The 22299-nt window shown below is 61.7% G+C and carries 25 protein-coding genes; 23 read left to right on the top strand and 2 right to left on the bottom strand.

The annotated features are described in order from the left end of the window. Positions 1-38 precede the first annotated feature (38 nt). On the top strand, positions 39-611 hold the full coding sequence (locus tag ACM61V_RS19735; protein WP_171007696.1) for a GntR family transcriptional regulator: 573 nt from the start codon (positions 39-41) through the stop codon (positions 609-611). Here ACM61V_RS19735 and ACM61V_RS19730 read toward each other — a convergent pair. Both ACM61V_RS19730 and ACM61V_RS19725 read right to left on the bottom strand, forming a co-directional pair. Next, complete coding sequence (locus tag ACM61V_RS19730; protein WP_185867743.1) at positions 595-1524, bottom strand: hypothetical protein; 930 nt, start codon at positions 1522-1524, stop codon at positions 595-597. The genes ACM61V_RS19735 and ACM61V_RS19730 overlap by 17 nt on opposite strands. Next, positions 1517-2002, bottom strand: a complete 486-nt coding sequence (locus tag ACM61V_RS19725) for a hypothetical protein (RefSeq protein ID WP_419714593.1) — start codon at positions 2000-2002, stop codon at positions 1517-1519. Before ACM61V_RS19725 ends, ACM61V_RS19730 begins: the two co-directional genes overlap by 8 nt. Before the next feature lie 157 nt (positions 2003-2159). Here ACM61V_RS19725 and ACM61V_RS19720 point away from each other — a divergent pair. The 22 genes from ACM61V_RS19720 to ACM61V_RS19615 all read left to right on the top strand — a co-directional run bounded on the left by ACM61V_RS19720 (position 2160) and on the right by ACM61V_RS19615 (position 22184). After that, positions 2160-3523 (top strand): IS3 family transposase gene (locus ACM61V_RS19720; protein WP_119592876.1). Its coding sequence is split into 2 segments (ribosomal slippage): positions 2160-2508 and positions 2508-3523, totalling 1365 coding nucleotides; the frame shifts between segments, so codons are not numbered across the junction. A gap of 162 nt (positions 3524-3685) precedes the next feature. Beyond that, a complete protein-coding gene (locus tag ACM61V_RS19715; RefSeq protein ID WP_419714592.1) occupies positions 3686-3913 on the top strand; it encodes a hypothetical protein in 228 nt (75 codons plus the stop codon). Between the two features lie 131 nt (positions 3914-4044). Beyond that, a complete protein-coding gene (locus ACM61V_RS19710; protein WP_126849304.1) occupies positions 4045-4605 on the top strand; it encodes a hypothetical protein in 561 nt (186 codons plus the stop codon). 126 nt (positions 4606-4731) lie between these two features. Next, positions 4732-5787, top strand: coding sequence for a type IV toxin-antitoxin system AbiEi family antitoxin (locus tag ACM61V_RS19705; protein ID WP_260591670.1), 1056 nt, complete (start codon positions 4732-4734; stop codon positions 5785-5787). Then, the gene (locus tag ACM61V_RS19700) at positions 5784-6641 is read left to right on the top strand and encodes a nucleotidyl transferase AbiEii/AbiGii toxin family protein (RefSeq protein ID WP_126849306.1); all 858 of its coding nucleotides are present in this window, start codon (positions 5784-5786) and stop codon (positions 6639-6641) included. Before ACM61V_RS19705 ends, ACM61V_RS19700 begins: the two co-directional genes overlap by 4 nt. Positions 6642-6663: 22 nt before the next feature. Further along, positions 6664-7773 carry a metallophosphoesterase family protein gene (locus ACM61V_RS19695; RefSeq protein WP_126849307.1) on the top strand — a complete coding sequence of 370 codons (1110 nt, stop codon included), beginning with the start codon at positions 6664-6666 and terminating at the stop codon, positions 7771-7773. Continuing rightward, the gene (locus ACM61V_RS19690) at positions 7770-10433 is read left to right on the top strand and encodes an AAA family ATPase (protein WP_419714591.1); all 2664 of its coding nucleotides are present in this window, start codon (positions 7770-7772) and stop codon (positions 10431-10433) included. The genes ACM61V_RS19695 and ACM61V_RS19690 overlap by 4 nt, the downstream gene beginning before the upstream one ends. 57 nt (positions 10434-10490) lie before the next feature. Continuing rightward, positions 10491-10982, top strand: a complete 492-nt coding sequence (locus ACM61V_RS19685) for a hypothetical protein (protein WP_419714590.1) — start codon at positions 10491-10493, stop codon at positions 10980-10982. Positions 10983-11034: 52 nt separating this feature from the next. After that, positions 11035-12398 (top strand): IS3 family transposase gene (locus ACM61V_RS19680; RefSeq protein ID WP_119592876.1). Its coding sequence is split into 2 segments (ribosomal slippage): positions 11035-11383 and positions 11383-12398, totalling 1365 coding nucleotides; the frame shifts between segments, so codons are not numbered across the junction. Between the two features lie 1099 nt (positions 12399-13497). Continuing rightward, entirely contained in the window at positions 13498-13716 is a 219-nt protein-coding gene (locus tag ACM61V_RS19675; protein WP_126849351.1) for a hypothetical protein, read from the top strand. Between the two features lie 42 nt (positions 13717-13758). Continuing rightward, the gene (locus tag ACM61V_RS19670) at positions 13759-14364 is read left to right on the top strand and encodes a DUF7007 domain-containing protein (protein WP_260591677.1); all 606 of its coding nucleotides are present in this window, start codon (positions 13759-13761) and stop codon (positions 14362-14364) included. Next, entirely contained in the window at positions 14361-15380 is a 1020-nt protein-coding gene (locus ACM61V_RS19665) for a DUF7221 family queuine tRNA-ribosyltransferase-like protein (RefSeq protein ID WP_126849352.1), read from the top strand. The genes ACM61V_RS19670 and ACM61V_RS19665 overlap by 4 nt, the downstream gene beginning before the upstream one ends. A 147-nt stretch (positions 15381-15527) precedes the next feature. Continuing rightward, a complete protein-coding gene (locus ACM61V_RS19660) occupies positions 15528-16559 on the top strand; it encodes an IS110 family transposase (protein WP_419713774.1) in 1032 nt (343 codons plus the stop codon). Positions 16560-16834: 275 nt separating this feature from the next. After that, positions 16835-17275, top strand: a complete 441-nt coding sequence (locus tag ACM61V_RS19655; RefSeq protein WP_126849353.1) for a hypothetical protein — start codon at positions 16835-16837, stop codon at positions 17273-17275. A 44-nt stretch (positions 17276-17319) separates the two neighbouring features. Further along, positions 17320-17739 (top strand): helix-turn-helix domain-containing protein, encoded by a 420-nt coding sequence (locus ACM61V_RS19650; RefSeq protein WP_126849354.1) that lies wholly within the window; start codon positions 17320-17322, stop codon positions 17737-17739. Positions 17740-17896: 157 nt separating this feature from the next. Beyond that, a complete protein-coding gene (locus ACM61V_RS19645) occupies positions 17897-18541 on the top strand; it encodes a hypothetical protein (protein ID WP_419714589.1) in 645 nt (214 codons plus the stop codon). A gap of 11 nt (positions 18542-18552) precedes the next feature. Beyond that, positions 18553-18852 (top strand): hypothetical protein, encoded by a 300-nt coding sequence (locus ACM61V_RS19640; protein WP_126849356.1) that lies wholly within the window; start codon positions 18553-18555, stop codon positions 18850-18852. A gap of 16 nt (positions 18853-18868) precedes the next feature. Further along, the gene (locus tag ACM61V_RS19635; protein ID WP_185867736.1) at positions 18869-19384 is read left to right on the top strand and encodes a hypothetical protein; all 516 of its coding nucleotides are present in this window, start codon (positions 18869-18871) and stop codon (positions 19382-19384) included. Between the two features lie 50 nt (positions 19385-19434). Beyond that, positions 19435-19941 carry a hypothetical protein gene (locus ACM61V_RS19630; RefSeq protein ID WP_126849357.1) on the top strand — a complete coding sequence of 169 codons (507 nt, stop codon included), beginning with the start codon at positions 19435-19437 and terminating at the stop codon, positions 19939-19941. A 57-nt stretch (positions 19942-19998) separates the two neighbouring features. Continuing rightward, positions 19999-20739 (top strand): hypothetical protein, encoded by a 741-nt coding sequence (locus ACM61V_RS19625; RefSeq protein ID WP_260591678.1) that lies wholly within the window; start codon positions 19999-20001, stop codon positions 20737-20739. Between the two features lie 4 nt (positions 20740-20743). After that, a complete protein-coding gene (locus ACM61V_RS19620) occupies positions 20744-21874 on the top strand; it encodes a phosphoadenosine phosphosulfate reductase family protein (RefSeq protein WP_126849359.1) in 1131 nt (376 codons plus the stop codon). A gap of 22 nt (positions 21875-21896) precedes the next feature. Then, positions 21897-22184: a hypothetical protein gene (locus tag ACM61V_RS19615; protein ID WP_126849360.1), complete on the top strand. Its 288-nt coding sequence runs from the start codon at positions 21897-21899 to the stop codon at positions 22182-22184. Positions 22185-22299: the final 115 nt, after the last annotated feature.

Raw genomic sequence — 22299 nt, 5'->3', positions numbered from 1 at the left:
GATTTAACATTCGAATGATATCGTGCTACGAACGGATCATGAATCATCCGAATGATGCGGCACCTCGGAATTCCGGGTGGCAGACGATCCGCGACGCCATCTCGACAGAAATCCAGAATGGCGTGCTCAAGCCTGGCGCCAAGCTACCGACGGAGCCTGAGCTCTGCTCCCTGTTTGGGGCGACGCGGTATGCTGTTCGAAGGGCTGTGGAAGCACTCGCTGTCGACGGCAAGCTACGTGTCGAGCAAGGACGCGGGACGTTTGTCGAATCAGCGTCAAAGCTGAATTATCGTGTCGGGCGCCGAGCGCGGTTTCGTCAGAATCTTTTGTCTGAAGGCGTGGAACCGGACGGAGAGATCCTCTCGGACGAAATTGTCCCGGCATCACCAGCAATCGCCCAGGCCCTCGAACTGACAGAGGGGGCTCCGGTTCATCGGGTACTTCAGCGCAGCCTGGCAGATGGCGTGCCCATCAGCCTGGGTCACACGTATGTGTCTGCCCTTAGGTTTCCTGAATGGCCGCGTTATGTGCGCCAAGGCATGTCGATGAGCGATGCCTATCGCGCTTACGAAGTTGTCGATTATTTCCGCGGATCTACAAGCGTCCATTAAGGTAGCCGGTCCTGACGGCCTTGAGGTGATTGATCCAGAGGAAGGGACGCGACTGCGCCTGCGAGTGCAGCCACCCAGACCATGCCTCCGAATTAGCTCCAGACGGCGCCGGTATTCTTACAAGCATTGCTTCCTGGACCCCGTCGATGAGACGGCTGAGGAGCGAGGCAAGGTGGTGCGGGCCCGCGAACTGGAAGTGGGCTGCCCCTCCTACTCCATGGCTGATATCGACGATGGTGGCCTCGGAAAGACGGATGACGCGTTCAAGTCGTCCGCGGATGTCGATGTCGAGTTCCGCTTGGCCCCGTGCCTCATGCCCGAGTGCCTGTACTACTCGGGCACATTCCCGAAGTAACAGATCGGCGGCAACTTCACGGCTGTCGTCCTGGACGATGCGATCCTCGTCAAGATTTCGTTCAACCAGTGGGCCAAGGTTGCCAGTCGCAAGTTCGCGGATGCTGAGAATCAACGACCGTCGGACGGCGCGAGGCTCGCCTCTCGCTCTGAGCTGACCGGCAACTTCGGCTGCGTCGGCGGCGCGATCAGCTATGAGAAAGAGGAGCGTCGCGGAGATTGTCGAGCTAATTGTGTCGCTCGATACCACCGTTAGCCGGCGAGTCCCGGATTCGCGGATGCGGCCGAGCACCTGATGGGCGCTTGCCGCGACGAACGCAGCTGCCCGCGTCTGCTCGGGGCGCAAGTCGAGCGCAACGTATGCCTCGAAAGTCGAGGCGAGGCGTCTGACCCGATCAATCACCTCGCTTGCGGCGCCCGGCTCTCCTTCTCTGGCCAGCAGGCGTATCGTCGACAGTTCGATGTGGGCGGCGGTGAGAAGTTCATCCAATGCCTCAGGGTCCAAGCCTGGCAGATCCGGCGCCTGCCTCAGGAGCGCGCGCGAGCTAGAGTCAAACATCGGTGATCTCCACCACCTTGGCAGCTACCTCGTCAGCAAGAAGAGCAAGCCCTTTTCGAACCTCATCGAACGCTAACACTCCGGCGGATCGGGACGATTTCGCGCCACCCGCTACGGCTTTGAAGCCAGCGACGATGTGCTGGAACTCACCATCCTTGCGTTGGTTTTCTCCTGTTGCCACCGCGACCCTGAACTCCCGTGCCCCTTCCCAGAACACCTCATCAACTGCGGTCTCGGCGTCGATCCCCGGCACGCTCTTGAGAAGCGTCACGAGGTCGGCAAGGATCTCGTCGTCACGTTCACCGCGCAGGATCGCTTCAATATCGGTCCAAACTTTCGAGGTGATCAGACCGCGTGGCGATTTCGAGGCCTTGTCCTCGCACAGCACGATCCGGACGATTTCTTCGCCGTCATCGTCCAAATCCACAATGAACCCGTCAAATCCCTTGTCAGCCTGCCGCACTTGTGGCGCCGTCATGTATCCGTTCGGAACGGCCATCCTCGCTGCGACCCAGGACACATGCTGGAACAGCAAGCCGTCGCGATGGATTGTTCCCCGTCAGCGCCAATGGCACAGATTTGAGGTTGTGAATTAAGGAGTGTTGGGGCTTCGTCGTAGTGACGAAGGAACGAAGATGAAGCCCCAACACTCCTTGAAAAAATCGCCTGCCAAGGCCCCTGCTGAGCGTGTGGTGAAGGACATCCGGCGGCAGACCCGGCGGCATTTTTCGGCCGAAGACAAGATCCGCATTGTGCTCGATGGGCTGCGTGGCGAAGACAGCATTGCCGAACTATGCCGCAAGGAAGGCATTGCCCAGAGCCTGTATTACACCTGGTCGAAGGAGTTCATGGAAGCGGGCAAGCGGCGCCTGGCGGGTGACACGGCTCGTGCCGCGACCAGCGGCGAGGTGCAGGACCTGCGCCGCGAAGCCCGTGCCCTGAAGGAATGCGTGGCCGACCTGACGCTCGAAAACCGTCTGCTCAAAAAAAGCATGATCGCGGATGGGGGCGACGACGAATGAGATATCCCGCATCCGAGAAGCTCGAGATCATCCGGATCGTCGAGCAGTCGCATCTGCCGGCGAAGCTCACCCTCGACAAGCTGGGGATCGCACGCCGGACGTTCTACCGCTGGTACGACCGGTTCCTCGAAGGCGGACCGGAGGCGTTGGAAGATCGGCCATCGGCACCGAGCCGCGTGTGGAACCGGATCCCGCCTGACATCCATGATCAGATCATCGAACTGGCACTGGAGCAGTCCGAGCTGAGCCCACGGGAGCTGGCGGTGCGCTTTACCGACGAAAGGCGTTACTTCGTGTCGGAAGCCACGGTTTACCGCCTTCTGAAGGCCCATGACCTGATCACCAGCCCGGCCTATGTGGTGATCAAGGCCGCCGATCAGTTCCACACCAAGACCACCCGGCCGAACGAGATGTGGCAGACCGACTTCACATACTTCAAGATTATCGGGTGGGGCTGGATGTACCTGTCGACCGTGCTCGACGACTTCTCACGCTACATCATCGCCTGGAAGCTGTGCACCAACATGCGCGCCGAGGACGTGACCGACACGCTGGACATGGCACTGGCCGCATCGGGCTGCGACAGCGCCACGGTGCTGCACAAGCCAAGGCTGCTGTCGGACAATGGCCCCAGCTACATCGCCGGCGAACTGGCGGAATACATCGAGGCCCAGAAGATGAGCCATGTGCGCGGTGCCCCGCTACACCCGCAGACCCAGGGCAAGATCGAGCGCTGGCATCAGACCCTGAAAAACCGCATCCTGCTGGAAAACTACTTCCTGCCCGGCGACCTCGAGGCCCGGATCGAGGCCTTCGTCGAGCACTACAACCACCAGCGTTACCACGAGAGCCTCAGCAACGTGACGCCCGCCGATGCCTACTTCGGCAGGGCACCGGCAATCATCAAACTGCGCGAAAGGATCAAGCGACAGACCATCGAACATCGGCGCTTGCAGCACCGCAAGTTCGCCGCCTAACATCAACCCCCTGACGAGGTCCGCACTCCGCTAATCTACGCCGCGAGTTGTGCCGAATGTTCTGACGACGGACAGAAGAAGGGCTTCGACGCGGCGGACTCGGACGGCGTCCGCTATCAGATCAAGGGCCGGCGGCTGCACAGGCGCAACAAGTCGCGTCAGATGTCGGCGATCCGGTCGACGGACGGTTTCGATATATTGGCCGGCGTTCTCTTCAACGACGACTTCTGCGTCATTCGCGCGGCGCTGATCCCTGCAAGCGTGGTGTTCGAGCGAACGAGCTTCGTCGATTATACGAAGAGCCATAAATTCTACCTTCGCGATGATGTGTGGGATGCACCAGGCGTCAGCGACGTTACCGAGCGCCTCCGGGCCGTCGAGCAGGCCTAGATACCAACTGCGGCTGACCTGCGGTGGCCGCGCGAGCGGCCAAGCGGGCAAGAAGTGTCACAGCAGAAAAAACTGACGAAAGACGCACGAACGGGATTCACATTGCCGCAAGCGATGCTAAGATTCATCTTATGTTCCACCAAGCCGACCTTTTCGATGCCGTTGAAGTCGGTCAGGGAGCGCCTGCCAAGCCCCTGAATTTGCCGGCGCTGATCGAACGGATCGCGGATTTCTCGCCACGACCGCGCTATGCGTTCATGGTCCTCAACCTGATTGCCAAAGCCGCCGGGGGGAACAGCGGTTCAGCGGGCCCCTATGTCGATACCGAAGACGAGGTTCGCGTACCGCTCCGCGACTGGTTGTGCGATTCACTGGTTCCGATGGCAAAGCGTGATGCCCGTCGCCTGATCATCGTCGAAGAGGTCAAAGCTTCGCTTGCTGCGCAGGATGCCTTGCCAGACGACGCCGAGCAGGCCGCAAGGGCGATCGACAATGAGGTCCGTGAACGGGTCCGGCGCTCAGGCCGGTGCAACGTCAGCCGCGCCGTTTCTGATCTCGTGCGCGCCGGTCTGGTCCGACGACACTACCAGGGCTACCGCGTGGACCACCACAATCGTGGCGCTCAGCGCGAGGCGGTGTACACCATCACCGAAGCAGCGGCTCGGGCCCTTTGGTCTCAAAAAGCCTCATAACCACGCCGGGACCATAGATCATTTCACCATTCTGCGACTTTCAACGGTTTGTTGAAAAGCATGTTTCAGTGAAATAATTTGCAATTTCAGCCGAATCATGATTTCAACGGTTCGGTGAAAGACGCAATGGACACCGAACGACGGGCGGCAGAAGCGCTCAAGGCCTTCCTGGGCTCGATCCCCCAATTTGCCCTTGGCCAGATGACGATGATCGGCAAGCCAGGCGAGGCTGATCGCGGCGTAGACATCGTCGCGGAAACCGAGTTCGCCGGCCGACCGCTCAAGATCGTGGTCGAGGTCAAAGGCAACGGGCAACCCCGGATAGCGCACCAAGTGGCCTACCAGCTCAAACGCTATCTCGATCAGACCGGCCAAGAGGGGGTGCCGATGTTCATCGCGCCCTATTTATCCGAACAGGCGCAGGCGGCATGTCGCGAGGAAGACATCGCCTACCTCGATTTTCAGGGCAACGCGCGCCTCGTTGTCGATACCATCTTCATCGAGCGCAAGGTCGAGGGGAAACCCGATCCCGAACGACGTTCCCTGCGCACCCTGTTCAAGCCAAAGTCGACCCGGATCTTGCGCGTACTGCTGAACGAGCCGCATCGGCCCTGGCGCGTGACCGAGCTTGCTGAAGAAGCCAAGGTCAGCCTCGGGTTGGTCAGCACGATCGGCACCGCCCTGCGCGAACGCGAATGGGCCGATCAGACCGAACAGGGGCTGCGGCTCGTCGATCCTTCCGGTCTGCTGGACGAATGGGCCCGCAACTATGAGCCGCCCAGAGGGGAGGAGGTCCGCCTCTATACCCACCTCCATGGCAAAGCCCTGACGGAGCGCCTGCGTGATTTAGCGACCGAGCAGGGAAGGGTGGCGCTGGCCTCGTTCAGCGCGGCCGATTGGTACGCGCCCTTCGTTCGCCAAGGCACCAGCTATTTCTACGCTGACGAGAAGGGCCTTGGCGCCTTGCAAACAATCTTAAATCTGACTGCACCCGCAAAGGGTGCGAACATTGTCGTGCGCGTCCCCGATGAAGATGGCGTGCTCGACGACGCGCGGGCCGTCGCACCGGGGGTCATCGCGACGAGCCCGGTTCAAACCTATCTCGATCTCATGGCGGGCGGCGAGCGCGGCGTCGAAGGGGCAGAACATCTGAAGGACAAGCTTTTGCGGTGGCCTTCATGAACGACGAACCGCAATCGGCCACAGATTATGACGACCGCACCAGCGCCGCTGTGAAGTCGGTGCTCGTTGAGATCGGCCAGACGCTGGGCAGCTTTCGTGGGAAGTTCGCGGTTATCGGCGGCGCCGTGCCTTGGCTGCTGCTCGAGGACAGCGAGATGCGCCACGTCGGCACCCTCGACATCGATCTCAGTCTCGACGCGCAGGCCTTGGCCGCCGGCGAGGAGTATGTCGCTCTCGTCGATGCCCTCCACGAACAGGGGTACGCACCCCGCGACACGCTCAAATATTTCCAGATGGTCCGGACGGTCCAGCCGAAGGACGATGGACCGCCGATTGATGTGATCGTCGATTTCCTGCGGCCCTATGACGCCGTGCTGGAAAAGAACCGGCCGCCGCTCACCACCGAATTCGCGACCCAGCGTGCGTCGGGCGCGGAGCTTGCCATTCACTTCCACGAGCTCGTCGCGATCGAAGGCGATATGCCCAAGGGCGGGACCAACAAGGTGATGATCGCTGTCGCCTCGATTCCGGCGCTTCTCGCCATGAAAGGCTTCGCGCTCGACGGACGGTACAAGCAGAAAGACGCCTACGACGTCTATTACTCGATCCGGAATTATCCCGGCGGGATCGATGCGCTTGCGGACGATTGCCGCCCGCTGTTGGAGCATCAGAGTGGCCGGGACGGCTTCGCGCATGTCGTGGCGAAATTCGACGATCCGGACGGCTACGGGCCGACGTGCGTGCGCAATTTCGTCGAAGGCTCCGATATCCTGGACGGCCGAACGCCGGACGAGTGGCAGCAGGATGCCTTTGGTCAGGTCGATGCCTGGGCCCGTGCGATGGGATTGCGATGACACACCGATCTGCGAAGCCACAATGAAGCTCATTCACACAGCGGACTGGCAGCTCGGAAAGCCGTATGGCCGGTTTGAGCCGGAGGTACGCGCCGCGCTGTCCGAGGCACGCTTCGACGCCATTGATGCAATTGGCAAGGAGGCAGCTCTCCACGGCGCGGCTCACGTTCTGGTCGCCGGCGACGTCTTCGACACCGAGGGACCAGAAGACCGCACGATCGTTCAGGCGATCTCTCGAATGGAGCGCCATGCATGCCGGTGGTGGCTCTTGCCCGGCAATCACGACTTTGCGCGCAATGGTGGCCTCTGGGACCGCGTGCGTCACCGCGCTGGTAACGGCATTACCGTCTTGGCAGAAGCGCAGCCTCACGAGATCGAGCCGGGAATCTGGCTCCTGCCGGCGCCCCTTACGCATCGCCACAATCTCGATGATCCTACCGAGCTCTTCGACAGCATGGAGACACCCGGCAGTCGCATTCGCATTGGCCTCGCGCACGGATCGATCCGTGACTTCGGCACCCAAGGCGAAACCAAGAACCAGATCGCGCCCGACCGGGCCCGTCGCTCCTCGCTCGATTATCTTGCGCTTGGAGACTGGCACGGGACGCTCAATATCGACGCGCGCACCTGGTACGCCGGCACACCCGAAACTGATCGCTTCCAGCGCGACGAGCCCGGCCACGTGCTGCTCGTCGATATAGCCGAAGGCGGCGACCCGTCGGTCACCCCGATCCGCACGGGGCGTTTCCAGTGGATCAGGCGAAGCTGGACGGTGAACGACCAAGCCGGTTTCGATGCCGAGTGCGATCAATTGCTGGGATCCATTGATCCCCCGTCCACCCTCCTCGAACTGTCGCTGGCCGGAATCACCAGCCTTACGGATCGGGTCGGGATGCTGGGCAGGCTGGAAAATGATGTCGGGCACCGGGTCCGTTATCTCGACGTTCGGTCTGACGACCTTGTCGGCCGCCCGAGCGAAGACGACCTCGCAAGCCTTTCGGTAGAGGGCATGCTCGGCGTCGCGGCGGCGAAGCTGTCCGCCTCGATCGAAACGGGCGGTGCCGACGCTTTGATCGCGAAGCGTGCCCTGGAGCGCCTCTTCGTCGAATATAGCCGGGAGGACAGGGCATGAGCCTGTACCTGCGTCGTATCGCCGTCGATGGCTTCCGCAAGTTTCGGGAGCCAATGGCGATCGAGGGGCTGACCGACGGTCTCAATATCGTCATCGAACCCAACGAAACCGGTAAGTCGACATTGCTTGAGGCGCTTCGCGCGGCGTTTTTCGTTCGCCACGGCACGAAGAACCAGCTTGCCCAATCGTTCGCGCCTTATGGCGAAGCTGTCGGACCGGAGATTCAGGTTTCGTTCGACGCCGATGGCGCGCCATGGACGGTGACCAAGCGCTTCCTGCGTGGCGCGTCGATCGAGGTCACCGGTCCACAGGGCAAGGCACAGGGCGAAGAAGCGGAAGCCCGCCTGCACACGCTGCTGGGGTCAGTACGCGATACCAGCCAGAAGGGCGATGCCGGCACATACGGCGCGCTCGGACTTCTTTGGGTCGCACAAGCTGAGGCGCTCGCGGTCACCGGGCCAGGACAGATCGTGCGGGACACGGTCCGCTCGACGCTTGAAGCGGAAGTCGGCTCAATCATGGGCGGCCCCGCCTACACGCGCGTCCGATCCAGGATCGACGAGCAATATGGGCGGTACTGGTCCCCCACCGGACAAAAACGCGGGCGACAGAATGAAGCACGCGAGCGTGTCGAGCAGGCGGAAGCGGCCGCGCGCGACGCCGCTGAACGTCTGGCTGGGCTTGAAAGGACGTTCGCCGAGCTCGAAATTGCGCGGGCCCGGCTCAAGGTCGTTCACCGCGAGATCGCGGACGACACAGATGTGCAAACGCGGAAGGATCTCGCCGCCTCTCTCGAGACAGCTCGCGCGGCCGCCCAAATCCTCGCAACGCGGCGGGCCGAGCATGAGGCCATCAGCGCGAAGGCCCGTAGCTTGGAAGACCTTGTCGATCGTCATCGCAAGGCGACGGACGATCGGAACAGCGCCGAACTCGCGCTGGCCGATGCGCGCATACGCCGCGCCGAAATTCTCGATGGCTTGGCAACGGCGAAGCAACGTCTTGCCGAGACACGCAGCGCACTGGAGGCTGCGCGCACGGCCCGCCAGGAGGCTCGCCGTGCTCTCAGCACGGGCGAGGTCGTTTTGCGCGCCTCGCGTCGCCGTAGTGCCGTAGACGCGGCACACGCGCGTCATACCGAACTCATCGACCTTGAGCGGCTTCAGGGAGAGGCTGCGGCTCTTGCCACGACGATCATTTCCACCAAAGCCATGGAAGCGCTTGAGACAAACGAGCGGCTCGTAGCTGAAGCGCGCGCGTTGCGGGCCGCAGGCGCCACGCGGATTGCCCTGGTGGGCGATGCAGCCGGCGTATCGATAGATGGCGAGCCGATGGCGCTCGGCGAACGCGCTCTTACAGGCGAGACTCGCGTTCGGTTCGGGAGTGCCGAGCTGGTCATCACGCCGCCGGCAGGCGCGGCGAGCGCCGAAGGAGCTTTGGCTTCAGCGCTGGAGCGCCAGAGGTCCGCTCTGTTAGAGTTGGAAGTTGAGAGCCTGTCGGCAGCACGCGCACGGAACGACGCCGCGCGCGACGCCGCGAGTGAGCTGCGCACTATCGCTGCGCGCATTGCGGCTGTCACCGCTTCGGATGACATTATCGAGCTCGCTGCCGGTCCAGAGGCGCTAAAGCTCTTTGTCGTCGGACTGATCGACGAGACAGCCATCGTGGAAGCCGATATTCCGGATATCGCTTTGCTTACCGCAAACTTGGAAGCGGCTGATACGACTCTTGCACGGGCCGAAGGTGCCCAGGAGAGCGCTGTCGAAGCCCTGCGCCGTGTTGAACAAGAGGACGCGCCGCTGGCCAGCGCGGAAGCGGGTGCTGCCAGCACTCTCACCAACGCCGGCACCCAGATCGAGACGATTGAAAGCCGTCCTGAATTCCCGACGCTCGCGGTGGACCTGGCTCGTGCCCGTGAGCAGACCGCCGAGGCAGCTGTGAAGCTGGAGGAGGCCGCGCGCGACGCTACGGCGCACGACCCTGCGGTGATCACGCGGAAGATCGAGACAATCGATGCGCGGACAAAGGCGGCGGGGGAGGCACGCACCAAGCTCGAGATGGACGAGGCGCGACTGGAGGGGACGATTGAGAGTGAGGGCGGCAAAGGTCTCGCCGATCGGGAGGCGGGTGCTCGCGAAGAGGCGGAGGCGGCACGCGCGGCTCTGCAGCGGATCACCGAGGAGGCCGATACGCTCAAACTGCTGCGCGATACGCTTGACGAAGCGCGCGATGAGACCTCAGCCAAGTTCGTCGGACCGGTCGCAAAGCGCGCAAAGCGGCACATCGAGCGTCTTTTGCCGGGCTGCGACCTCAGTTTTTCAGAGGATCTCACCCTCGAAGCTGTGGTGCGCGGCGGGATCAGCGAAGGGTGCAGCGATCTGTCGCGCGGCACACAGGAGCAGCTAGCGGTACTGACGCGGATCGCGTTTGCAGATATGCTTCTCGACCAGGGGCGGCCGGTATCGTTGATCCTGGACGATCCACTCGTCTATGCCGACGATGCCCGGCTCGATCTGATGGTCGAAATACTGAGCGAGGTGGCCGAGCGGATGCAGGTCATTGTGCTGACCTGCCGCGATCGGACGTTCCGCCATGTCGCTGCTAATAGGATCAGCCTTTCTTCCGCCATGCTGAATGACCGCCTCAATGCGCCTGCTGCTTGAACTCTCCTTGACCGGTTGGGACCAGCAGCCCACGCTCAACATAGGAGGATGAATGCTGTGGCGCGGACTGCCGAATATTCGATCAAAGGTTACGTCTATCAGTTTCTCCGATATCTTTCGGAGATCCTCGAAGCGACTGACGGCTCTACTATAACGATCGAGGGAGCGATCGAGGACATCGACGTCACGACACCGGACCTAACGACGGCCGTGCAGTGCAAATATCACGAGCAGGCTGAGAAGTTCACATTGGGAAAGGTCTACAAGCCAATCCTGCTGATGCTGGAGCATTTCTCTCATCATAGCGCCCCTCCGAAGGTTCATTACAGACTGTTTTGCTATTTTCCTGGTTCGTCCGGTTCACAATCATTAACGCGCACAGAGCTGGAGACAGTACTCGCCACCAATTCCGTGCCACTCAAGGCGATAGTGGCACGCCTCGCGCACGGAGCGGATTTGGACCTGTTTCTGAGCCGGTTTTCGATCGAATTTGGGCCTACCTGCGAGGCGCTTCAGTGTTCCCCGTCAGCGCCAATGGCACAGATTTGAGGTTGTGAATTAAGGAGTGTTGGGGCTTCGTCGTAGTGACGAAGGAACGAAGATGAAGCCCCAACACTCCTTGAAAAAATCGCCTGCCAAGGCCCCTGCTGAGCGTGTGGTGAAGGACATCCGGCGGCAGACCCGGCGGCATTTTTCGGCCGAAGACAAGATCCGCATTGTGCTCGATGGGCTGCGTGGCGAAGACAGCATTGCCGAACTATGCCGCAAGGAAGGCATTGCCCAGAGCCTGTATTACACCTGGTCGAAGGAGTTCATGGAAGCGGGCAAGCGGCGCCTGGCGGGTGACACGGCTCGTGCCGCGACCAGCGGCGAGGTGCAGGACCTGCGCCGCGAAGCCCGTGCCCTGAAGGAATGCGTGGCCGACCTGACGCTCGAAAACCGTCTGCTCAAAAAAAGCATGATCGCGGATGGGGGCGACGACGAATGAGATATCCCGCATCCGAGAAGCTCGAGATCATCCGGATCGTCGAGCAGTCGCATCTGCCGGCGAAGCTCACCCTCGACAAGCTGGGGATCGCACGCCGGACGTTCTACCGCTGGTACGACCGGTTCCTCGAAGGCGGACCGGAGGCGTTGGAAGATCGGCCATCGGCACCGAGCCGCGTGTGGAACCGGATCCCGCCTGACATCCATGATCAGATCATCGAACTGGCACTGGAGCAGTCCGAGCTGAGCCCACGGGAGCTGGCGGTGCGCTTTACCGACGAAAGGCGTTACTTCGTGTCGGAAGCCACGGTTTACCGCCTTCTGAAGGCCCATGACCTGATCACCAGCCCGGCCTATGTGGTGATCAAGGCCGCCGATCAGTTCCACACCAAGACCACCCGGCCGAACGAGATGTGGCAGACCGACTTCACATACTTCAAGATTATCGGGTGGGGCTGGATGTACCTGTCGACCGTGCTCGACGACTTCTCACGCTACATCATCGCCTGGAAGCTGTGCACCAACATGCGCGCCGAGGACGTGACCGACACGCTGGACATGGCACTGGCCGCATCGGGCTGCGACAGCGCCACGGTGCTGCACAAGCCAAGGCTGCTGTCGGACAATGGCCCCAGCTACATCGCCGGCGAACTGGCGGAATACATCGAGGCCCAGAAGATGAGCCATGTGCGCGGTGCCCCGCTACACCCGCAGACCCAGGGCAAGATCGAGCGCTGGCATCAGACCCTGAAAAACCGCATCCTGCTGGAAAACTACTTCCTGCCCGGCGACCTCGAGGCCCGGATCGAGGCCTTCGTCGAGCACTACAACCACCAGCGTTACCACGAGAGCCTCAGCAACGTGACGCCCGCCGATGCCTACTTCGGCAGGGCACCGGCAATCATCAAACTGCGCGAAAGGATCAAGCGACAGACCATCGAACATCGGCGCTTGCAGCACCGCAAGTTCGCCGCCTAACATCAACCCCCTGACGAGGTCCGCACTCCGCTAATCTACGCCGCGAGTTGTGCCGAATGTTCTGACGACGGACATTTACTCCTCTCGCCAGATTAAATGTGACCTACCGGTCAACCCGAGTTCTTGGCTGGCCATGAACATCAAGGTCAGCAATGCATAACAGGGCAGACTTCGAATGAAAACTCGCAAACAAGTGGCAGCTGATGCTTCTGTAGTTAGCTGCACCAGCGGGCTAGTCGCATTCCATCGCCCTCACCGCTCGTCCTCCGCCCCCATGATCGCACCCGAGCCCCCGATCGGAGCCGCTCAATCCTCAAGTGATTCTCGGGGCCCCTTACGAAAATGATAGCATGTGCAGATAGCGCAGCTACAGCTTTATGAGTTTACAGCCTAAGACAGGAGCGGTGCATTATTCCCCCCACTCTTTCACCCGATCCGCAAGAGGAATGCCCGAACCAAGGGCCGCATATCACGACCCAGCCCACGATTCCGGTCATTCCTCAACGTCCAACAAGATCGACTAGGCAGCGAGCCGGCGATGCTGAATGAACGGCCGCTCTATGGGATTGACGGATGGATTCCGGGCAGTCCCCATCGTCCAACGGATCCACCTCGGCCGTTCGCACCCGCATCTCGGGCTTGGTGAACGAAGGGCAGCTTGGCTCCTTGCACGATCCCGAGCGGACTAACCGGACAGTCCGCTAGCTCGGACCTGATCGAGATGGCTTAAGCGGATCTACGAATGGCGGGTGTCGGCGTAACCGGACATTCCCAGTCGCGGCGCCGACCGGCAGGAATGTCCCAGACCACGTCATTCGCGGGACTGTACGGCAAACAGGTGTTTTCCGACACCAACGGTCGCTAGCGTATATCTGTGCCCGTTCTATGTAACGCCCCCATCCAGCCTCTCGCCGCTGCGGGCTCGCCTCTGCAGCCGCGAGAATGCCATCCGTGTCGCGCAGCGCATGATGCAGGCCGGAATCGCCGTCATGATCGCCCCCGGCGATGCCATCCAGCCCTGGCGTGTGATCGAGCGTGCCGATCTTACGGCCAGCGAAGTCGCAGCGCGCATTGCCCTCAAGAGACAGGAGGACTTGAGATGCCCCGCCTGAAACCCGCAACACCCCGTTCCAAACAACAGATCGACGACGCCCTCAAGCTCATGCGCCGTGCGCGCGGCCTGCTGCGCGAGGCCGGGGCCTCCAAGGCCGCTGGCCGCCTTCACAGTGCCATCAACAGCGCCGAGGGCGCTCGGCGGCACTGCGAGCGGCGCCCCGTCGTCCAGAACATGGCAGCCTGGCTTTCCGAGGCTGAATGAGGGGAGCGGGAAGGGGGAAGCGAACGATCGAGGAGAAGACACATGCCCGCATTCGCTTCCTCCCCCGCACCGGAGATGACCCGCTGGGGCAAAACCGTCACTGCCACGCAGCGCCTGCCCGGCATCTGGCGTGTCACGACCGCATCGCATGGCGGGTTTGTCCTGTCCGAAACACGTCAGGCCGCCATGCCCGAGGCGCTGCGTCTGGATGAACCCGAGTACGAGCATGACGTTGACTGGTCGCTCGTGATCTTGGCGTTCCAGACCGAGTTTGCCGCTGCCGGAGATCCGCTCTTCGACATCGAACTCTCGCTCGCCACCAGCACCGTTAAAAGCTGGCGACCCGAGCGATGGGAAGCCTATGCCGGCGAGGCCATCGAACCCCGCCAGAGCCATGTCCGGCGCGAGCGCGAAGCCTTCGAGGCCCGCATCGGTCAGGTTGTTGTGACCACCGCCTATGGCGATTGGGCGGATTGGGTGCCGAGCGGCAAGGTCGGCGTGTTTGGCTATCGCCTCGCCAGCGTCGATCATCTGGCCCGTCCGACATACACCGACCCCGTGTTCAAGGCCCTGGTCGATGCCGCCCGGTATGATGCACGAGGCAGCGTCATCAGCTTCGACGAACTCGACGCCGAGATCCTGTCATGACGATCGAGGTGATCGTCGGCCTGCCCCATCTCAACGAAGGGCCGATCCTTCAACGCGCGCGCATCATGCAGCAGCCCATGCTGATTTCCGCGAATTGCCTGTCGCGCTGGCGCACCGCTTCAGGGGGCTGGCGCGAATGGCATGGCTGGCGCACTAGCCAACTTGCGAACGCCCACGGGCTCAGAAGCCTCGATCTGGACAGCGCAGGCTATGTCCTGATGTCCAGATATGGCGGCTATCCATGGTCGATCGCCGACTACATGGCGCTCGCCGCATCCTATCCCTTCCGCCGTTTCGCGGCCGCCGACTATTGCTGCGAAGCCGAGATCGCCACCGATCGCGCCGAAGTCCTCGACCGTATCGCCCGCACCGTGGCGACGAACCGCGAATGCCGATCGCGCGCCTATGACCTTGGCATCATCGACCGCTTCATGCCGGTCCTTCAGGGCCGCTATCCAGAAGACTACGAGCGCTGCGCCGAGATGCTGGCGTGGTCGATGAATCCCGGCACGATCGTCGGCGTCGGCTCCATGTGTCGCCGCGACATCCATGGCCCTGACGGATTGATCGCTGTTGTCGCGCACCTCGACGCGGTGCTGCCAAACCCCGGCCCCCGCCTCCACCTCTTCGGCGTGAAGGGAGCGGCCATCCCCTACCTTCAGCCCTATGCGCATCGCGTGGCCTCACTCGATTCCCAGGCCTGGGGCGCGGCCGCGCGCCGCGATGCCCTGCGCCGGCAGGTGTCGAAGACCGATGTCTTCGCGGCCGACCACATGGAAAGATGGACTATCGCCCAGCTCGACCGGCTGCACGAACCTCATCGCCCGCTCACGATCACAACAGAACCGGCACCTTCACAAATTCCCTCCGATCCATGGGAAGCCGCCATCCAGCAAGCACAGGCCGAGATCCGCGCGCTTATACAAACCGGCGATCTGGCCCACGATGAAGTGACCTCTGGTTGGATCGAGACGTGGGCGGCCGACCTCTACTGCGGTCGCCCCAAGGCTGCCTGAAACCCGAGGCCGCGAAAGGAGAGGGGGAACGGGATTTGCGCGCAAGCCACGCGCGCAATGAGATGGGGTGGTTGCCGCCCTCCCTGACGGCATCAAGTTGTGCCAGCATAGTTTTGGTTCAAGCTACGCGCAGAGAGGACGGCAACCATGAGTATCGATACGATGATTGGTGTGGACCTGGCAAAGTCTGTTTTCCAGATTCACGGGGCGTCGATGAACGGCGAGATACTGTTTCAACGCAAGCTGTCGCGGCAGGCCTTTAGCGTGTTCATGGCTCAACACTCAGCTGCCGTGGTCGTCATGGAGGCGTGCGGTAGTGCCCATTACTGGGCCCGTTTGTTGAGCGGATTTGGTCACGAGGTCAGGCTGATCGCGCCACGCTATGTGCGCCCATTTGTGAAGCGGCAGAAGAACGACGCAGCCGATGCCGAAGCGATTGTGGTGGCGGCTCAACGGCCCGAGATGCGCTTTGTCGAACCCAAGACCGTGGCTCAGCAGAGCGCGGCGATCCTGTATCGATCACGCCAGCGCCTGGTACGTCAGCGGACAGAGACAGTGAACGCCTTGCGGGCAGCCTTGTATGAGTTCGGGCACATCGTTCCTCAGGGTATTCAGCACGTCAGCCGCATTGGCGCGATCCTGGAGGCGCCCAATAGCGATTTGCCGCCTTTGATGCGCGAGGAGTGCCTCGCGATGCTCGATCAGGTCGCGGCGCTCAGTGGTTGGATTGATACAAAGACCGCAAAGATCAAGGAACTCGCAGCCACCACGCCGATATCGAAGCGATTGCAAACCATGCCTGGCGTCGGTCCGCTAGTGGCGATGGCAGTGGAGACCTTTGCGCCTGAAATGGCGACCTTTAACAATGGCCGCGACTTTGCGGCCTGGCTTGGATTGGTCCCGCGACAGTTTTCATCAGGCGGTAAGGAACGGCTTGGGCGGATCACCAAGGCTGGCCAGAGCGACATCCGGCAAATGCTGATCATTGGCGCGATGTCGCGATTGAATTGGATGGGACGCAAGTCGATCCCGGAAAGCTCATGGCTGGCACGCATGATGGCTCGCAAGCCGCGCATGCTGGTCGCCATCGCATTGGCTAACAAAATGGCACGCCAGATCTGGGCCATGCTGACCAAGAATGAAGATTACAGGAATCCGACGCCGGTCAAGGCTGCCTGATAAGGCAAACTTAGACAGGTTGGATGAAAGGGGTGTGAGAAGGCAACGACCCGAATGGGCAAAATGATCGAACAGATCTGGATCAGGAAAACCAGTTCAGGACTCTGAGTGATAAAGCTCGCCAATGAGATTTGGCCCTGATCCGCTGATCACCATACCGGCCAGCGGCCTTCGAAAGCGCCGTAATCAAGGCCTGACAGAAGACCGCACTCGATCACCAGTTCAGAAGGTCAAAACCCTCTTGCATCACGGGCGGCAACCACAGAAGACCTGACATGTCCGATCACTACATCATGACCACCAGCAGCGAGTACCCAAAGACTTATGTCGCGGAAGGCATCGACCATGCCAAGGCTCTGGCGGACTATCGCCAGAAAGATCCCGAAGCCTTCCTTATGACATGCGAAGCCTACCTGAAGGGCGAAGTCGAGCGCACGATGGCGAAGTTTCCGCTCACGCGCGTCACTGAGCGTTTCTACGAGCACATGCTCGGCATCCTGCCTCCCATCTACAGCCGCTTCAGCCCCGGATGGTTCGTCAGCGAAGCTGTCGTGCAGCGCGTCTACACGCAGTTCATCGAGCACAAGGGCCGCTACTATGCCGGCTATGCCAACCTCAGCATGTCCGACCGCAAATGCTGGACAATCGCCGACATCGAGGCGCTGGAGGCCACCGGCACGGCCACCGAGGTCGACTGGTTTCCCGAAACCACCTAATGTTTGACACATCGCTGAACATACAGGATTTGTGGAGCCAGTTAGTGAGCAATCAAGCAACATCCGGTATTGGTGCACGAATGGCCAGCGTTCGCGCGAAATTAAAAATTTCGCAGGCACGCGCAGCCCAAATTCTCGAAATTGCAGATAAATCCTACAAAAATTACGAACTGGAACTGCGCGATCTGCCAATTCCGGTCGCACAAAGGTTTTGCCAGCAGTTTGATACGAACCTGGCCTGGCTTATCGAAGGTGAATCGTCGGCCGCCTCCGAAGAGATCGTCCAGTTCATCGGCGACACCATCGAGGCGGTAATGACCGAAGCGTTGGATAGAGGCATCGAGCTAACGCCAACATTGATACGAAAAATAAGCTGCACCTGCTACAAAAACAGCATCAGGAATGGGACAGAACCCAAGAAGGAAGTTGCTACCGTTTTCGAGTTTCTAAGCGAGATCGTCTGAACTTCTGACCCCAAGTTTTGGCTTTAACTGCGACTATCCAGTCACCCTGAAGGCACCAAGGCCCTGAAAAGGGGAGGGGGAAGGGAAAATCGAGCGCGGGAATGCGCTCGGTCTGACCCGGAGCCCCACCATGACCTACGACGTCCCGTTCCGTCACATGCAGGCGATCGACCCCAGCAGCCTGACCACCATCACCGCGACGCTCCACGCCCTCAACCGGGCCATGGAAGATTGCCGCGTTGCCGGCGTCGATCCCGATCACGACCCGGCGATCGCGCTTCTCGCGCGGCATTTCTCGTCCGTCACCGCCGACCGCGCCGATGATGACAGCCTGCGCTTCTCCTGCAGCCGCCGCATGGCAGAACTCGAACGCTTCCCTGCGCTTCTTACCCTGGCCGTGCGCGGCGTCGCCCATGACCGGGTTGCCAAGGAGCGCTTCCACGCCGACGGGCGCAAGGCCATGAAAGCGCTTGCCCTGGAAATCGGCCTCGCCCCCGGCAGCTTTACCATCAGTTCCACGCCCAGCGATCCCGCGATCGCAGGATATGTCGCGCTGTCGAGCGATGACATTTCGATCATGCTCAGCGTCGGCCCGCTCCATGAGGGCAACGAGGTGCAATACTTCGCCAAACGCGGTCCTGCAGCCGGCCACAAGCTGCGCTTTGCGCCCATGCGCGACTTTGTCCGCCGTGCCCGCTTTGCCGCCCGCATCCGTCGCGATCTACGTCTCGATGCCATCGTGCCATCGCCCGCGCCCGTCGAGACCACGGCGCCGATCAGCCGCGAACCCATCGCCGCTTAGGGAGACATCCCATGCTCACGACACAACAGGTTATCGATCAGGTTCGCAGCGATGCCGCACGGATCGAACGCTTCACCCAGCGCCGCGAGGGTTTCCTCGATGCGCTGGACTGGACAATGCTCACTTGTGAACAGGTCCACGAAGCTGCCATGCTGGACTTGATGCTGGAAGATGACCTTGCCGAAGCCCTCCAGCGGGTTTCCATGACGGAAAGCCTTGCTGCCATGGGCATGCCCCTTGTCCCTGCCTTCATCCGCTACAATCCGTTCCCGCGCCCTTGGCATGTGGAATGGCTCGCACTGGCGAATTGAACGGAGATCCACCCTCATGAGCCGTTACGATTTTCCCGGAAAAGGCGTTGCGAGCAGCGTCGCCATCGGATGGGACCGGCCTTTGGCCACGTTCTTCGTCCAGGTCATGCAGCCCCATCCCCGTATCGACGGGGAGGAAACGACCTACATCTGGAAAGGCGCTGCCCCCGGCGAACTTCCCACTGCAGCGGCCGCGATCACGGTCGCGACCGAATATGCCGATCTGCCCGAGGATCTTGGCGCGACGCTGGAAACCGATCGCCTGAAGACCCTCGGCACTTTCGATGGGCCTGCCCAGAAGGCTGCGAAGCCCTTCATCCAGGCATCGCCTCCGCCGATCCACACCGAGGCCGAAGCCCGCGAGGCCGGTTACACGCGCGCCGTCATCGCGGACAGTACCCACCATACCCTCGAATTGCTGATCGAACCCGAAGCCGACCTCGATGACACTTTCCTGGCCTTCGACCGTGACGCGAACGAGATGCTCCATATCCATGGCTGGAACTTCACCATCGAGCCTGATGCCCCTTGAGATGAGGGGGAAGGGGACGGGCGATCCATGGAGGATCGACGGAGGTTCCCTTGTCCTACACCATCGACATTGGCGCAGCGCCCGCGAACGCCGACTGCGCCCAGCTTGGCCAGACCCCCGACTTCGAGCGGGTCAATCGCTTCGAGATCGACGCATATCGGATCGGCATCATCGCCATCCATGGCCTTCCTCCGCAGGGATGCCGCCTCACCAACAAGCCTAACCGGCATGATTTTGGCACCTATCGTACCCTCGTCCTGCATATCGACGATGAAGACGATCCTGCCGTCGTCGCCTACGCTGAGGCCGTAGAAGAGGGGCTCGGCTCCTGGATCGAGGCTGCGATTGCCTGTCCCGTCGAATATGACGGCAACGTCGCCTCCATTCCCCAGCCCGAACTCGACGAAGTGACGATCGGCGCGCTGCTGACCACGCGCCCCGGCGCCAACGGCCGTTTCGCGATCCCCGCATTCGAGACGATCCACACCAACCTTTCGGCCGCATTCCCCAAGCTCGCCGAGACCGCCCGCGCGCGTCTCGCCGGCGATGCTGCCTGACCGCTCAGGAGATCCATCATGGCAAACAATTACCTCTCCAGTTCCTTCATCCTCGAGATGACCGCCGAGGATGCCGAAATGGTCAGGCTGGCGCTGCGCGCGAGCGAGATCGTCGAGGATTTCGCGAGCGATACTCCCCGCGACCTCGAATACGACAACCTCGGCCCGCGCTTCGCCGCTCTCTTCCCGCCCAAGGACGGGGACGATTTCGGGAGTTTCCTCGACCTCTTCGACGATCCCGACTTCCCCTCGTTCGACTGCAGCATCGTCATCAGCGAAGTCGATGCCGAGGGACACTGCAAAGTCAGCTTCAGCGGCAACCAGTTCGGCGTCGATCAGGTGGCCAACCTGATCTTCACCGCCTGCAAATCCGCACTCCCTTGCGCATTCTCATGGGCGCACACCTGCGATGCCTTGCGGCCTGACGAATTTGGCGGCGGCTGCGTCATCATCACCGAAGCCGGGATCGATTTTCACAGCACCACCGGCATCATCGGCCGCGTGCTCGGAACGGGCGCCGGTCCTTCCGAGACACCCAGGCCGGTCTTCGATCCCGCCCTTGTCACCATCGAACAGAAGCGCTTCAGCGTCACCCAATGGGAAATCCTGGTCTGCTACAACGGGCAGCGCATCGAACAGTATGGCGACAAGATCGAGCTGGTCGGCAAGGAGTACAGAGGCCACCCCCGCGAAATGTGGATGGCGGTCGCCTACCGCGAAGCGATCGCGCGTGACCTCGCCAGCAGGCTTCCCGTCGTCGAGGAAACTGCGATCACCACCCATCTGACGCCGCGCTGATCCCATGCTGCATCAGCATCTGCAGCCTGCCGGCACCACGCCGGCAGGACTGCCTTCGCTCGCCCTGCCTGCCGAGATCCGCGCCGCGATCAAGGCCGGGGCCTGGATCGTCTTCAACGTCTCGGGCGGCAAGGATTCCTCGGCCGCGATGTTCGCCGTCTCGATCGTGCTCGATCAGCTCGGCCATCCCCGTAACCGTCGCCTGGTCATCCATGCCGACCTCGGCCGCGCCGAATGGGACAGTACCCCTGCCATGGTCGAACGGCTCGCAGCGCTTGCGGATCTACCGCTCTGCGTCGTGCGCCGTAATGCCGGCGACCTGTTCGACCGCTGGGCACAGCGCTTCGAAAACGGCAAGCGGCGCTACGAGGCCCTCGAAACCTTCAACCTGATCGGTCCATGGTCATCGGCTTCGCTGCGCTTTTGCACCTCCGAGGCCAAGGCCCATGTCATCGGCCCGCACCTTGCGCGAACGCTGCGCGGTGAAACCATCATCAACGTCCTTGGCATTCGCCGTGATGAAAGCACCGCGCGTTCCAGGGCCCCCGAATGGAAGGCGGACACGCGCTACGCCGGTGCCGGAAATGCCCATGGCACCCGCATGATGCTCTGGCACCCCATCGTCGAATGGACGACGGCCGAAGTCTTCACTGCGCACCATCATCTCGGCATCCCGCTTCACGAAGCCTACACCTGCTACTCCAGTTCGCGGCTTTCCTGCCGCTTCTGCGTCCTGCAGTCGATCGCCGACGCCCGCGCATCGGCCAGCGCTCCCGCCAACCGCGATGCTCTGATCCACCTGTGCGACCTCGAGGCGACGTCCACGTTCTCATTTCAGCCCGCGCGCTGGCTCGCGGACACCGCACCTGATCTCTTGCCGCCAGACCTGCAGATCCGCATCGCCGCCGCCAAGATCGATGCCCAGCGGCGCCGCGAGGCCGAAGGCGCGATGCCCAAGGGCCTGCGATACGTCAGGGGCTGGCCGCCGCGCCTGCCGACATTGCCCGAGGCCGCGGCCATTGCCGAGGCCCGCGCGCCGATCCTCGCGCGCCACGAGCTTGCCAACCGCTTTCCGACCGCCCGCGCCGTGCGGGACCGCTTTGCCGACCTCATCGCCCAGCGCCGAGCCGCCTGATCCAACGCGAAAGGATACTGTCATGACCGCTTCCACGGACTTCCCCGTCATGTCCCAGGCCGAGGCCGTTGCGCTCGGCTTCGCCGGCTTCAACGACGTGCCGCACAAGCCCATCGACGTTCCCGATGGCGAATACACCATCACTGCCCGAACCAGCGACGGCCGCCGTGTGACCTTTTGCTTCCTGCCCGATCGCGAACGAAGCCCGGCAGGATTCGTAGATATTCAGTACCATGATGTTATCTGGACAGTCTGCGCCGACCGCAAATTTGTAGTAGGGTCGGTGATGGACGCCCACGGTAGGCAGTAATCAGGCTGGCCGTAGCGCTGACCCAAGAGCTGGCGAAGGCCAGCCTTATTACTGCCGGGCCATCGGGTGCATCGGTGTGAAGGTCAGCTTCCGGGTGGGGGGTCCGGGGGGAGGG

Origin of the sequence: Sphingomonas sp. TX0543 (genome assembly GCF_048565505.1) — a bacterium.
Lineage (GTDB): Bacteria > Pseudomonadota > Alphaproteobacteria > Sphingomonadales > Sphingomonadaceae > Sphingomonas.
The sequence above is the reverse complement of the archived record's forward strand: the minus strand, read 5'-3'. Positions and strand labels throughout refer to the sequence as shown.

Excerpts from the sequence above, each read along its gene's own strand:
- ACM61V_RS19655 (WP_126849353.1), top strand. The coding sequence starts at position 16,835 with ATGTCCGATCACTACATCATGACCACCAGCAGCGAGTACCCAAAGACT.
- ACM61V_RS19625 (WP_260591678.1), top strand. The coding sequence starts at position 19,999 with ATGACCGCCGAGGATGCCGAAATGGTCAGGCTGGCGCTGCGCGCGAGC.
- ACM61V_RS19730 (WP_185867743.1), bottom strand. The coding sequence starts at position 1,524 with ATGTTTGACTCTAGCTCGCGCGCGCTCCTGAGGCAGGCGCCGGATCTG.
- ACM61V_RS19635 (WP_185867736.1), top strand. The coding sequence starts at position 18,869 with ATGAGCCGTTACGATTTTCCCGGAAAAGGCGTTGCGAGCAGCGTCGCC.
- ACM61V_RS19620 (WP_126849359.1), top strand. The coding sequence starts at position 20,744 with ATGCTGCATCAGCATCTGCAGCCTGCCGGCACCACGCCGGCAGGACTG.
- ACM61V_RS19735 (WP_171007696.1), top strand. The coding sequence starts at position 39 with ATGAATCATCCGAATGATGCGGCACCTCGGAATTCCGGGTGGCAGACG.
- ACM61V_RS19670 (WP_260591677.1), top strand. The coding sequence starts at position 13,759 with ATGCCCGCATTCGCTTCCTCCCCCGCACCGGAGATGACCCGCTGGGGC.
- ACM61V_RS19660 (WP_419713774.1), top strand. The coding sequence starts at position 15,528 with ATGAGTATCGATACGATGATTGGTGTGGACCTGGCAAAGTCTGTTTTC.
- ACM61V_RS19690 (WP_419714591.1), top strand. The coding sequence starts at position 7,770 with ATGAGCCTGTACCTGCGTCGTATCGCCGTCGATGGCTTCCGCAAGTTT.
- ACM61V_RS19705 (WP_260591670.1), top strand. The coding sequence starts at position 4,732 with ATGGACACCGAACGACGGGCGGCAGAAGCGCTCAAGGCCTTCCTGGGC.
- ACM61V_RS19700 (WP_126849306.1), top strand. The coding sequence starts at position 5,784 with ATGAACGACGAACCGCAATCGGCCACAGATTATGACGACCGCACCAGC.
- ACM61V_RS19695 (WP_126849307.1), top strand. The coding sequence starts at position 6,664 with ATGAAGCTCATTCACACAGCGGACTGGCAGCTCGGAAAGCCGTATGGC.
- ACM61V_RS19640 (WP_126849356.1), top strand. The coding sequence starts at position 18,553 with ATGCTCACGACACAACAGGTTATCGATCAGGTTCGCAGCGATGCCGCA.
- ACM61V_RS19675 (WP_126849351.1), top strand. The coding sequence starts at position 13,498 with ATGCCCCGCCTGAAACCCGCAACACCCCGTTCCAAACAACAGATCGAC.
- ACM61V_RS19665 (WP_126849352.1), top strand. The coding sequence starts at position 14,361 with ATGACGATCGAGGTGATCGTCGGCCTGCCCCATCTCAACGAAGGGCCG.
- ACM61V_RS19645 (WP_419714589.1), top strand. The coding sequence starts at position 17,897 with ATGCAGGCGATCGACCCCAGCAGCCTGACCACCATCACCGCGACGCTC.
- ACM61V_RS19615 (WP_126849360.1), top strand. The coding sequence starts at position 21,897 with ATGACCGCTTCCACGGACTTCCCCGTCATGTCCCAGGCCGAGGCCGTT.
- ACM61V_RS19715 (WP_419714592.1), top strand. The coding sequence starts at position 3,686 with ATGTCGGCGATCCGGTCGACGGACGGTTTCGATATATTGGCCGGCGTT.
- ACM61V_RS19710 (WP_126849304.1), top strand. The coding sequence starts at position 4,045 with ATGTTCCACCAAGCCGACCTTTTCGATGCCGTTGAAGTCGGTCAGGGA.
- ACM61V_RS19725 (WP_419714593.1), bottom strand. The coding sequence starts at position 2,002 with ATGACGGCGCCACAAGTGCGGCAGGCTGACAAGGGATTTGACGGGTTC.